General features: G+C 72.2%; 9 protein-coding genes and 2 pseudogenes. 5 read left to right on the top strand and 6 right to left on the bottom strand.

Annotation, left to right across the window (positions count from 1 at the left end):
• The 6 genes and pseudogenes from PSH25_RS04645 to PSH25_RS04620 form a co-directional block, all read right to left on the bottom strand.
• Nucleotides 1–240: pseudogene (locus PSH25_RS04645) on the bottom strand (pectate lyase); the annotation flags it as partial.
• Nucleotides 241–282: 42 nt separating this feature from the next.
• On the bottom strand, nt 283–1,494 hold the full coding sequence (locus tag PSH25_RS04640) for a Gfo/Idh/MocA family protein (RefSeq protein ID WP_238657823.1): 1,212 nt from the start codon (nt 1,492–1,494) through the stop codon (nt 283–285).
• On the bottom strand, nt 1,484–2,977 hold the full coding sequence (locus PSH25_RS04635) for a mannitol dehydrogenase family protein (RefSeq protein ID WP_238657822.1): 1,494 nt from the start codon (nt 2,975–2,977) through the stop codon (nt 1,484–1,486). Before PSH25_RS04635 ends, PSH25_RS04640 begins: the two co-directional genes overlap by 11 nt.
• The gene (locus tag PSH25_RS04630) at nt 2,968–4,272 is read right to left on the bottom strand and encodes an enolase C-terminal domain-like protein (protein WP_238657821.1); all 1,305 of its coding nucleotides are present in this window, start codon (nt 4,270–4,272) and stop codon (nt 2,968–2,970) included. Before PSH25_RS04630 ends, PSH25_RS04635 begins: the two co-directional genes overlap by 10 nt.
• Nucleotides 4,269–5,702, bottom strand: a complete 1,434-nt coding sequence (gene uxaC / locus PSH25_RS04625; RefSeq protein WP_238657820.1) for a glucuronate isomerase — start codon at nt 5,700–5,702, stop codon at nt 4,269–4,271. The genes PSH25_RS04630 and uxaC overlap by 4 nt, the downstream gene beginning before the upstream one ends.
• Before the next feature lie 25 nt (nt 5,703–5,727).
• Nucleotides 5,728–7,056, bottom strand: a complete 1,329-nt coding sequence (locus PSH25_RS04620; RefSeq protein ID WP_238657819.1) for a Gfo/Idh/MocA family protein — start codon at nt 7,054–7,056, stop codon at nt 5,728–5,730.
• Between the two features lie 236 nt (nt 7,057–7,292).
• Between PSH25_RS04620 and PSH25_RS04615 the strand changes: the two genes are divergently transcribed.
• The 5 genes and pseudogenes from PSH25_RS04615 to PSH25_RS04595 form a co-directional block, all read left to right on the top strand.
• Nucleotides 7,293–8,423 (top strand): LacI family DNA-binding transcriptional regulator, encoded by a 1,131-nt coding sequence (locus tag PSH25_RS04615; protein ID WP_238657818.1) that lies wholly within the window; start codon nt 7,293–7,295, stop codon nt 8,421–8,423.
• Between the two features lie 19 nt (nt 8,424–8,442).
• On the top strand, nt 8,443–9,792 hold the full coding sequence (locus PSH25_RS04610) for an ABC transporter substrate-binding protein (RefSeq protein WP_238657817.1): 1,350 nt from the start codon (nt 8,443–8,445) through the stop codon (nt 9,790–9,792).
• Nucleotides 9,793–9,823: 31 nt separating this feature from the next.
• Entirely contained in the window at nt 9,824–10,807 is a 984-nt protein-coding gene (locus tag PSH25_RS04605; RefSeq protein WP_238657816.1) for a carbohydrate ABC transporter permease, read from the top strand.
• Complete coding sequence (locus PSH25_RS04600; protein WP_238657815.1) at nt 10,807–11,706, top strand: carbohydrate ABC transporter permease; 900 nt, start codon at nt 10,807–10,809, stop codon at nt 11,704–11,706. The genes PSH25_RS04605 and PSH25_RS04600 overlap by 1 nt, the downstream gene beginning before the upstream one ends.
• Nucleotides 11,690–11,891: pseudogene (locus tag PSH25_RS04595) on the top strand (hypothetical protein); the annotation flags it as partial. The gene PSH25_RS04600 and the pseudogene PSH25_RS04595, both read left to right, overlap by 17 nt.

The following is an 11,891-nucleotide window of genomic DNA, read 5'->3' as shown; positions in this document are numbered from 1 at the left end:
GACCAGCTCCGCCCGGTTGTGGACCGCCCGGTTCCGCTCGGGGCTGGCCGTCGAGCCGCCGGTGGTGCCGCGGCCGTCGGCCGCCCAGCCGTCCCGCTCGGGCAGCGTCTGCCGGCCGAGGTGGTCGGCCAACCAGGAGAGCCGGTCGGCGGACGGGACGTCCGGGCGGGCAGCGGCGGCGGCCGGGGCGGCGCCGAGGAGGAGGGCGACCACTGTGGCGCCGCCGAGGATTCTGCGCATCGACTGTCTCCATTCGTTGGTGGTGGAAGGTGCTGTCTGCCGCTACCCGGCCAGCTCGGCGCGGTACGCGGCGGACGCCCACGGCACCGCCAGCTCGCTCGGCAGCGCCCCCCGCTCGGCCGCCCGGCGCAACACGTCGACGACGCCCCGCAGGTGGCGGACCCGCTCCCCGCCCTCGCCGAGGGTGGTCACCAGATCGCCGTCGAGCAGCCGGGGCTCCGGCGCGGGGCGCAACGCGTCCAGCAGCGCGGTGAACGGCGCGGTACGGGCCAGTGGCGCGATCAGCGGCACACCCGCCGGGTCGGCCCGGTGGGCGAGCAGGTTCTCCAGCAGCCCCAGCCGCCCCGGCACCCGGCGGGTCACCACGTCCCCGGGCAGGCGCAACCGGTCGGTCGGGTACTCCAGCACCGCCTGCCCCGCCGTACCGGTCACCACCACCTCGCCCGCCACGAACTCCTCGGCGGCCAGGGTCACCGCCACCAGCACCGGCGGCCCGGCGCGGAACCGGACCCGCAGCACGGCGGTGTCCTCCACCTCGATCGGCCGGACCCGGTACCGTTCCACCTCGATCGCGACCGGCCAGGGCGTCGCCCCGGCGAGCGCCTCGGCGATCGCCAGGCACTGCATCACCGCGTGCGCGAGCGGGTTGGCGAGCGCGCCGTCCAGCACCGGCCGGCCGTCCAAACTCCGTCGACCGGCCCAGGGGGAACGGGCGTAGTAGGCGTCCGGCCGTTGCCAGGCGGCGATGGTGGAGATGCCGGTGACCGTGCCCAACCGGCCGGCGGCCAGCGCGTCGGTCAGCGCGGTGAGGGCTGCCGAGCCGAGCGCCTGGAAGCCGACCTGGGCCACCCGGCCGGCGGCGGTGAGGGCCCAGCTCAGCTCCTCGTGCTCGGCCAGCGACAGCACCGGCGGCTTCTCCAGCAGCAGGTCCGCGCCGGTGGCCAGGGCGTCGCGGGCGATCGCCAGGTGGGTGTGCGGTGGCGTGCAGATCACCACCACCTCCGGCCGGGTGGCGGCGAGCATCGCCCGGTGGTCGGTGAAGACCGCCACCCCGGGCGGCACCGGGGCGGCCGGGTCGTCCTCCACCGGCCGGACGTCGACCAGGGCCACCAACCGCAGCCGGCCGGCCGCGTGCAGGGGTGCGATGACCCGCCGGTGCCAGCGACCGTGCCCGTTCGCCCCGATCACCGCCACCCGGGGCGGCCCGCCCTCGCTCACCGCCGACCGGCCCGGGCCGACCCGGTCACCGGGCACCGGCCAGGGTCGCCTCGACGCCGTGCCGTTCCAACGCGGTCAGCCAGGCGATCACGTCGGCGCGAACCTGGTCGTCCTCGGCCACCTCCACCGGGATGACGTCGCGCAGCGCGAAGACCGCCTCGACCGCGCCCGCCGGGCTCTGCGCGCCGGCGTCCAGCGCGGCCCGGATCGGCCCGGCCAGCGGGTCCTGGAACGGCAACGGCCGGCCGTCGTCGGCGTACCCCAGCGCGAAGCGCAACCAGGACGCCACGACCAGCGCGCCCCAGCGCGCGGACCGCCCGGTCGCGCGCAGGTCGGCGATGGTGTGCAGGACGCGCTGCGGCAGCTTCTGGGAGCCGTCGATCGCCACCTGGAGGGTGCGGTGGTGGATCGCCGGGTTGCCGAACCGGGCCAGGGCCTGCTCGCCGTAGTCGACCACCCGGACCCCGTCCGGCGGGGTGAAGCTGGCCGCCACGTCCTCGGCGATCAGCTGGCGCAGCACGTCGCGCAGGTGCGGGATCTCCAGCGCGTCGGCGATCGTCTCCCGACCGGCCAACGCGCCGAGGTACGCGATGGCCGAGTGCACGCCGTTGAGGGCGCGCAGCTTCAACCGCTCCCACGGGCCGGCGTCGTCGGTGAGCACCGCCCCGGCGAACTCCCAGCCGGGCCGGCCGCCCGGGAAGTCGTCCTCGATCACCCACTGCGCGTACGGCTCGGCGGCCACCGCGGCCAGGTCGGTCACGCCGAGCGCCCGGCGGGCCGCCTCGATCGTCTCCGGGGTGCTGGCCGGCACGATCCGGTCCACCATGGTGCCCGGGCAGGTGACGTTGGCGGCCACCCACTCGACCAGCCCGGTGGGCACACCGCCGGCCCGGTCGACCGCCTGGTCGAGCATGCCGCGCAGTCGTCGACCGTTGGCCGGCAGGTTGTCACAGCTCACCAGGGCCACCGGCCCGGCGTCCGCGGCGGCCCGGGCGGCCAGCCCGCGCAGCAGCAGCCCCGGCACCGTGCTCGGCGCACCGCCGCCAGCCAGGTCCGCGGCGAGTGCCGAGTCCGGGGACAGCTGGCCGGTCACCGGGTCGAGTTGGTACGCCTTCTCGGTGACGGTCAGGGTCACCACGCGGACCGCCGGGTCGGCGAGCAGCGCCACCACGGCGTCCGGGTCGCTGGGTGCGTGCCGTACGCCGCTCAGGGCGCCCACCACCCGGGTGGCGCTGCCGGCGGCGGAGAGGGCGCTGACGCTGAACAGGTTGTCCTGCGCGGCGATCGCCTCGACCACGGCGGCGCTGCGCGGGGCGACGGCCACGATGCCCCAGTCACCGCCGGCGGCGCCGACCGCCGCCTCGGTGAACACGGCCTGGTGGGCCCGGTGGAACGCGCCCAGCCCCAGGTGCACGACGCCGGTCGGCACGGTGCCCGGCCGGATCAGCGGGCGGACCTCGGCGGGCAGCCGGCGCAGCATGCCCAGGCCGAGCCGGGAGGCCCCGACGGTCACCGCCATGCCGGACCGTCCGGGAAGCGGAACTCGGCGATCGACGCGGGCTTCATGGTGGCGCTGTAACCGGGTCGCTCGGGCAGCAGGTAGCGGCCGCCGCGGGTCCGCACCGGATCGACGAAGTGCTCGTGCAGGTGGTCGACGTACTCGATCATCCGACCGTCCAGCCCGGTGCCCACCCGCAGGTAGTCGAAGATCGCCAGGTGCTGCACGTACTCGCAGAGGCCCACGCCGCCGGCGTGCGGGCAGACCGGCACGCCGAACTTCGCCGCCAGCAGCAGTTCGGCCAGGACCTCGTTGACGCCACCGACTCGGCAGGCGTCGATCTGCATCACGCCGATCGCCTCGGCCTGGAGGAGCTGTTTGAAGATCACCCGGTTGGCGGCCACCTCGCCGGTGGCCACCCGGCAGCGGCCGCCGGTCAACTCGCTCACCGCGCGGGCGATCCGGGCGTGCCCGAGGATGTCGTCGGCGTGGGTGGGCTCCTCGATCCAGTACGGGTCCACCTCGGCCAGCGCCGCCATCGCGGTGATCGCCTCGTCGACGTCCCAGACCTGGTTGGCGTCCATCATCAGCAGCGCGTCCGGGCCGATCTCCTCCCGGATGATCCGGGCCCGCCGCAGGTCGTCGGCGAGCGGGCCGCCGACCTTCATCTTCATCGCCCGCCAGCCGTCGGCGTACGCCTGCCGGGTCAGCGCCCGCACCTTGTCGTCGGGGTAGCCGAGCCACCCGACCGAGGTGGTGTACGAAGCGAAACCGTCACGTTCGAGGGTGGCCAACCGGTCGGCCAGCCCGTCGCGCCCCTTGTCCAGGATGGCGGCTGCCTCGTCCGGGGTGAGCGCGTCGGTGATGTGCCGGAAGTCGACGCTGGCCACCAGGTCGTCGGTGGGCAGGTCGGCGAGGAAGCGCCACATCGGCTTGCCGGCCAGGGTGGCCCGCAGGTCCCACACCGCGTTGACAAGCGCGCCGGTCGCCATGTGGATGACGCCCTTCTCCGGGCCCAGCCAGCGCAGCTGCACGTCCGCGCTGAGCGAGCGCCAGAACGCGACCGGCTCGGCCGTGATCTCCTCGATGGTGCGGCCCCGCACGTGGTGGGCCAGGGCACGCACCGCCGCGCAGGTGATCTCGTTGCCCCGGCCGTTGGTGAAGGTGAACCCGGCGCCGGTCGGGCCGGCGTCGGTGCCCAGCTCCACGTACGTCGCCGAGTAGTCGCCCCGATTGATCGCGTCGGAGCCGTCGCCCCGGGCGGCGGTCGGGAACCGCACGTCGTGCACCTCGACGGAGGTGATGGTGACGGTCATTGAGCCTGTCCTCCGAAGTTGAAGACCCGCTTGGGCAGCCGGTACGCCAGGTCGACGATGGTCTCGGCGGCCTCGTCCAGCGGCAGCCGGTGCTCGGCGACGAGCCGGGCCAGGAAGCCGGCGTCCACCCGGCGGGCCACGTCGTGGCGTACCGGGATGGAGCAGAACGCCCGGGTGTCGTCGACGAACCCGGTGGTGTTGTAGAACCCGGCGCTCTCGGTCACCGTCTCCCGGAACCGGCGCAGCACCTCGGGGGAGTCCAGGAACCACCAGGGCGCCCCGAGCAGCAGCGCGGCGTACCCGCCCGCGAGGGGCGCCAGCTCGCGGGTGAAGGTGTCCTCGTCGAGGGTGTAGAGCACCAGCCGCAGCCGGGGGTCGTTGCCATAGCGCTCCAACAGCGGGGCGAGCGCGTGCACGTACTCGGTGGCCTGCGGGATGTCGCCGCCGACGTCGCGGCCGTGCCGGGCGTGCAACCACCGGTTGTGGTTGCGCACCGCGCCGGGGTGCAGCTGCATGACCAGGCCGTCGTCGAGCGACATCCGGGCGAACTCCATGAGCATGTGCGCCCGGAACGCCTCCGCGTCGGCGGCGTCGGCCTCGCCGCGCCGGCCCCGGTCGTAGAGCCGTTCGGCCTCGGCCGGGGTCAGGTCCAGGGTGCGCGCGGTGGGGTGGCCGTGGTCGGAGGAGGTCGCGCCGGCGGCGATGAACGCGGCGCGTCGGGCCCGCAGCGCGGCCAGGTAGCCGGCGTACGTGCCGGTGTCCTCGCCGGCCCGGTCGCCGAGGCGGTCCACATTTGTCGACCAGCCCTCGAACTCCATGTCCACCACGTCGTCCGGGCGGAACGTGGTGACCACCCGGCCGCCTGGGCCGCCCCACCCGTCGGCGGCGAGCTTGGCGTGCTGCGCGAGGTCGTCCAGCGGTGACTCGGTGGTCGCCAGGACCTCGATGTTGAATTTCTCGAACAGCGCCCGGGGCCGGAAGTCCGGTTCGGCGAGCCGGGCCGCGATCTCGTCGTAGAGGGCGTTGGCGGTGCTCGGGCCGAGTGGGGTGTGCACCCCGAACACGGTGCGGAAGGTCTGTTCCAGCCAGAGTCGCGACGGGGTGCCCCGGAACAGGTGCCAGTGCGCGGCGAAGCGTCGCCAGATCACCCGGCCGTCGGTCTCCACCGGGCTGCCGTCGCGGGTGGGCACCCCCAGGTCCGACGGGGGTACGCCCTGACTGAGCAGCATCCGGGTCAGGTAGTGGTCGGGAACGATGAGCAGCTGCGCCGGGTCCGGGAAGGGGCGGTCCTCGGCGAGCAGGGCCGGGTCGACGTGCCCGTGCGGCGAGATGATGGGTTGCGCCGCGGCCAGGGCGTACAGCTCCCGGGCCAGCGCGCGCTGGCCCGGTTCGGGCGGCAGGAGCAGGTCGGTGTGGTCGAACGTGGGCACGGGGTGGGGCTCCTCGTCTCCTGTGTCAGCGGGGGGTGAGCAGGTCGGCGACGCGGACGGGTTGACCGGTCTCGAAGGACCGGTTGGCGGCCAGGCCGGTGAGCAGGGCCAACGCGCCGTCGTCGGCGGTCGCGGCGCGGCCCAACGGGTCGGGTTGACCGCCGAGGAGCACGCCGGTCATCCGGGCGTCCGCGCCGCCGTGCCCGTGCCGACTGCGACCCTGCACCGGGATCTGCCGGGGCGGGGCCCAGAACGGGCGCAGGGTCAGCGTCGCACCTCCGCCCTCGGCCGGCGCCTCGGCGCCGTGCAGGGTGGCGCCCTTGACCGCGCCGGCGGTGCCCCGGTCGACGAAGTCGTTCTCGGCAACCTCCAGCTCCAGTCGGCCCCGGCTGCCGTTGACCATCACCCGGTAGCCCTCCCAGGGCGCGTACGCGGTGAGGTGGTAGGTCATCGTGGCGCCGGTGGAGTAGCGGGCCAGCACCGCCATGTCGTCCTCGATGCTCACCCCGGGCGCGAAGACGTTGCGGTCGCGCTGGTAGCCGTCCTCGGCCTCGGCGTCGAGGTACAGCTCACGCAGCCGGGGGTGGGCGTCCAGCCGCAGCGCGAACGGGTCGTCGGCGGCGGCGGGGGAGCCGTGCGCCCGGTCGTAGTCGCGGGCGTAGCCGTGCCGGCGACCGTCCTCGCCGTAGAAGAAGAGTCGGCCGGCCGCGTACACCTCGACGGGGGTGGCGGCCAACCACCAGTTGACCAGGTCGAAGTGGTGGCTGGCCTTGTGCACCATCAGCCCGCCGGAGGTGGCCTTGTCGCGGTGCCAGCGGCGGAAGTAGTCGGCGCCGTGGCGGACGTCGAGCAGCCACTCGAAGTGCACCGAGCCGATCTCGCCGACCGCGCCCTCGGCGAGCAGCCGGCGGACCTGTTCGTGCAACGGGTTGTAGCGGTAGTTGAAGGCGACCGTCACCCGACCGCCGGTCTCGGTCACCGTGTCCAGGATTCGCCGGCAGCGGGCCACGTCCACGGTCATCGGCTTCTCGGTGACGACCTCCCGGCCGGCGCGCAGCGCGGCCACCACGTACTCGTCGTGGGTGACGTCCACGCTGGTGACCAGGACGACGTCGACGCGCTCCTTGTCCAGCATGGCCGCGAAGTCTCCGGCCGGGTACGTGGGCACCGGTCGGTGACCCAGCTCGCCCAGCCAGCGGTTGTGCGCGTCCATCCGGGCCTGGTTGACGTCGGCGAAGGCGACCAGCTCGGTGGTGTCGGCGTGGTCGAGCACCAGGGCCCGGACGAACATCTCCGCCCGCGCCCCGGTGCCCACGACGGCGTACCGGACCCGTCCGGCGGTTCTCGGTGACATGCGGTCGCCTCCCGTCGTGCTGCAAAGGTTTGCAATGAAGTAATCACGATCGATCCGATCGCGTCAACGACGACAGCGGGATCGGCGTCATTTGTCAGTGTTTAGGGAGCAACAAATCACCGAGGGGAGCGTGGGTGCAACAAAGCCGTAACCATTGACCGTTGACACTGACGCAACCGTTTGCATTAATGGGCCACACCCACGTGACCACCACCACATCGGACGAAGGGGCCGCCGTGCCAGTCACCATCCGGGACGTCGCCCGGGCGTCCGGTGTGCACATCTCCACCGTGTCCCGCACCTTCTCCGCTCCACACCTGGTCAACCCGGAGACCCGGGTCCGGGTGCTGGCGTGCGCGGAGGACCTGGGCTATCGGCCCAACCGCGCCGCCCGGGCCCTGATCACCGGGCGTACGCACAACATCGGGCTGATCATCGCGGACATCGCGAACCCGTTCTTCCCGCCGCTGATCAAGGCGGCGGAGAGTCAGGCCCGGCACCGCGACTACCACGTCTTCGTGGCCGACACCAACGAGGACCCGACCGCCGAGGAAGAGCTGGTCCACGCGCTGGCCAAGCAGGTGGACGGGGTGCTGCTCTGCAGCCCTCGGATGAGCAACAGCCTGATCGAGCAGCTCAGCCGCGAGGTGCCACTGGTCGTGGTGAACCGCCAGGTGACCGGCCTGCCCTGCGTGCTGATGGACGTCGGGCAGGGAGCCCGCTCGGCCATCGAGCACCTGGTCGGCCTGGGGCACCGCAGCATCGCGCTGCTCGGTGGCCCGCGCAGCTCGTGGACCAACCGGGAGATGCGCCGTGCCGCCGGCGCGGCCGCCCGAGCCGCCGGCGCCGAGCTGACCGTGCTCGGCCCCAACGCGCCCACCGAGGTCGGCGGCTCCGCCGTCGCCGAGCAGGTGCGACGCAGCGGCGTGTCGGCGGTGCTCGCCTACAACGACCTGATGGCGATCGGCCTGATCGAGGGGCTGGACGCGCTCGGGGTCCGGGTGCCGCAGGAGGTGAGCGTCGTCGGGGTCGACGACATCACCCTGAGCCGGCTCACCCGCCCCAAACTGACGACGGTGGCCACACCCACCGGGGCCGCCGGCCGGACGGCCGTCGACATGCTGCTGCAACAGGACATCGAGTCACCGCGCGGTGCGCGGGGGTCCGGTGCCGGCACAGCGCTCGGCGTCCGTCGTACCACCGCACAGGTAATGCTCCAGACCGACCTGGTCATCCGCGACTCGACCGGCCCGGGCCCGTACGCCCGACCGGCACGTCCCCTGGCCGCACCACGTGGCCCGGGCCCGCATTGCCCTGCGGGCCCGGGCATCCCGACTACGGCCACCGGTGACGCCGTCGCCTCCTAATGCCGAGGAGTGAGCGCACATGCACCCCGCAACGCCCCCCACCACTGACGCGCCCGTCGGGCGCGCCCACCGTACCCCGCTGCCGCGGCGGCGCCTGCTCCGTGGCCTGCTCGCCGTGACGGTCGCCGCACCGCTGATGTTCGGTGCCGCCGCCTGCGGAGACGACGACGACGGCGCCGCCGACCCGAACGCGCCGGTCAAGCTCTCCATCTTCTGGTGGGGCGGCGACGCCCGGGCCAAGCTGACCGAGGACGCGCTGGCCCTCTACACCAAGAAGCACCCGAACGTCACCTTCGAGAAGACCTGGCAGGCCAACCAGGGCTACTTCGACAAGCTGGCCACGCTCACCGCCGGCGGCAACCCGCCGGACCTGTTCCAGATCGACGACAACTACCTCGCCGAGTACGCGGCCCGCAACAGCACGCTCGACCTGACCCCCTACCAGGAGTCCGGAAAGCTGGACACCTCCAAGTTCCCCAAGAGCCTCTGGCAGTACGGCGTCGTCGACGGCAAGCTCGCCGGCCTGGCCGCCGGGGAGAACACCCAGGGCCTGGTCTACAACAAGACGCTGCTGGCCAAGCACAACCTGCCCGAGCCGACCACCGGGATGAGCTGGGAGCAGCACATCGCCTGGGCCGAGCAGGTCACCGCCAAGACGAAGGTGCCCGGCACCCAGGACCCGAGCGCCGACTACAAGGCGTTCTGGGTCTGGCTGCGCCAGCAGGGCAAGGACCTCTACGAGGGCAAGGACCTGGGGTTCACCGCCGAGGACGTGACCAAGTGGTTCGACCTGTGGAAGGGCGCCCGGGACCGCAAGGCCACCCCGACCGCCGACGTCATCCACGAGGGCAACTCCAGTGACATCACCAAGCAGCTGGTGGTCACCGGCAAGTCGGCGACCTCCTGGGTCTGGGCCAACCAGATGCCGGACCTGAAGAAGAACACCAAGGACGAGCTGGGCGTGATCGCCTACCCCGGTGACCCCAGCGCGCAGTGGGCCCGGGCCTCGATGTACTGGTCGGTGTTCAAGGGCAGCAAGAACAAGGACGTCGCGGTCGACGTGATCAACTTCCTGAACAACGACGTGGAGGCGGTCAAGCTGCTCGGCACCGACCGTGGCCTGCCGTCCAACCAGGACCTGCGCCGGGTGGTCAGCGACGACACCACCGACCCGGCCATGAAGCAGTCCATCGCCGTCGAGGCGGAGCTGACCCAGAAGTTCGGCGAGTCGCCGCAGGTGCCGATCAAGGGGCACAGCAAGGTGCGATCCGAGCTGATCAAGGCCGCCGAGAACGCGCAGTACGGCCGGGCCACCCCCGCCGAGGCCGCCGCCCAGTTCGTCGAGGCGTGCAAGTCCGCCATCGCCTGACCCGCCCGCGAGGCGAGGAGAGGAGCTGTTCGTGGCGTTGACCACGGCACCCGACCCGACCCGACGCGGCCCCGGATCCGACCGGGCCCACGCTGAGCGGCGTGGGCCCGGACGCTTCCGGCACAGCGAAGGTCTGGCGGGGTACGTCTTCCTGTCGCCGTGGCTCATCGGCCTGATGGGTGTCACGGCAATCCCCATGCTGCTGTCGCTCTACCTGAGCTTCACCAACTACGACATCCTCACCCCCTTCTCCGAGGTGGAGTGGGTGGGCCTGGCCAACTACGAGCGGATGTTCACCGCCGACCCGTCGTACTGGCACGCGGTGCGGGTCACCCTGACCTTCGCGCTGGTCGCCGTACCGCTGAAACTGGCCGCGGCGCTCGGCGTGGCGCTGCTGCTCAACCGCGCCTGGCGCGGCGTCGGGTTGTTCCGCGGGTTGTTCTACCTGCCGTCCCTGCTCGGAGGCAGCGTCGCGCTGGCCATCGTCTGGGTCAACATGTTCAACCGCGACGGCGCGTTCAACTCGCTGCTGAGCCTCTTCGGCATCACCGGCAAACCGTGGGTCAACGACCCCGACTGGGCCCTCGAAACGCTGATGGTGCTGGCGATCTGGCAGTTCGGCGCACCGATGGTGATCTTCCTGGCCGGGCTCAAGCAGGTGCCCACCGAGCTGTACGAGGCCGCGTCGGTCGACGGGGCCAACCGGTTCCGTCAGTTCCGCAACGTCACCCTGCCGATGCTCTCCCCGGTCATCTTCTTCAACCTGGTGCTGGAGACCATCAACGGTTTCCAGGGCTTCACCGCCGCGTTCGTGCTCAGCAACGGCACCGGCGGCCCGGTCGACTCCACCCTGATGTACACGCTGAACCTCTACATCACCGGCTTCACCGACCTCAACATGGGCTACGCCTCGGCGATGGCCTGGGTGTTCCTGCTCGCCATCGCGGTCATCACCGCGGTTTTCTTCAGCACCGGACGGTTCTGGGTGCACTACTCCGACGGGGAGGACCGGTGATGGTGACGGTGACCCCGACGACCGCAGCACCGACCACAGCGCCGCCGAACGCGCGCCGACGGCCCGGCGGACGGCCCGTGCTGCGACTGCTGATCCTGGTGGCGATCGTCGCCGTGGTGCTCTACCCGCTGATCTGGATGGTGGGCACCTCGCTGAAGTCCCAGGAGGAGATCGTCAACAACGTCGGGCTGCTGCCCGAGCGGTTCACCCCGGGCAACTACACCGCCGGGTGGTCCAACTTCGACGTCAGCTTCGGCCGGTTCTTCCTCAACAGCGCGATGGTCAGCCTGCTGACCGTCGTCGGCAACGGGCTCTCCTGCCTGCTGGCCGCGTACGCCTTCGCCCGGCTGCGGTTCCGGCTGCGCGGCATGTGGTTCGCCGTCATGATCGGCACGCTGCTGCTGCCCCAGCACGTGCTGATCGTTCCGCAGTACATCCTGTTCCGCACGCTCGGGCTGGTCGGCGGCGAATGGCCCTACCTGCCGCTGCTCATCCCGCAGTTCCTGGCCACCGAGGCGTTCTTCGTCTTCCTCATGGTGCAGTTCATGCGCGGCGTCCCCCGGGAACTGGACGAGGCGGCCCGCATCGACGGCGCCGGCCCGTTCGGCATCTTCCGGCACATCATCCTGCCGCTGAGCCGCCCCGCGCTGGTCACCACGGCGATCTTCTCGTTCATCTGGACCTGGAACGACTTCTTCCGGCAACTGGTCTTCCTGTCCCAACTGGAGGACTACACCGTTCCGGTCGCGCTGACCCTGTTCATCGACTCGACCAGCCAGAGCGCGGTCGGCCCGATGTTCGCCATGTCGGTGCTGTCGCTGCTGCCGGTCTTCCTGTTCTTCGTCGCGTTCCAGCGGATGCTCGTCGAGGGGATCAACACCAGTGGCATCAAGGGCTGAACCGGCCGACACCGTCGACACCGGCGGGCGGCGGGACTGGCGCGACGTCGCCCGCGACGCCGCCGACCTCGCGCTGCTGGGCATCCTGCTGACCCTCGCGGCGGTGCCCCTGCTCACCGCCGCCGCGGCGGTGGGCACGGCCAGTGCGGCGGTGCACGACGGGACGCGTACCGGCAGTTGGCCGT

The organism is Micromonospora foliorum (genome assembly GCF_022229015.1).
Classification (GTDB): domain Bacteria; phylum Actinomycetota; class Actinomycetes; order Mycobacteriales; family Micromonosporaceae; genus Micromonospora; species Micromonospora foliorum.
This window is presented reverse-complemented; position numbering and strand designations above follow the sequence as displayed.

What these genes read in the sequence shown, in the direction of transcription:
- PSH25_RS04635 (WP_238657822.1), bottom strand. Translation starts at nt 2,977, where the DNA reads ATGGCGGTGACCGTCGGGGCCTCCCGGCTCGGCCTGGGCATGCTGCGC.
- PSH25_RS04630 (WP_238657821.1), bottom strand. Translation starts at nt 4,272, where the DNA reads ATGACCGTCACCATCACCTCCGTCGAGGTGCACGACGTGCGGTTCCCG.
- PSH25_RS04620 (WP_238657819.1), bottom strand. Translation starts at nt 7,056, where the DNA reads ATGTCACCGAGAACCGCCGGACGGGTCCGGTACGCCGTCGTGGGCACC.
- PSH25_RS04610 (WP_238657817.1), top strand. Translation starts at nt 8,443, where the DNA reads ATGCACCCCGCAACGCCCCCCACCACTGACGCGCCCGTCGGGCGCGCC.
- PSH25_RS04600 (WP_238657815.1), top strand. Translation starts at nt 10,807, where the DNA reads ATGGTGACGGTGACCCCGACGACCGCAGCACCGACCACAGCGCCGCCG.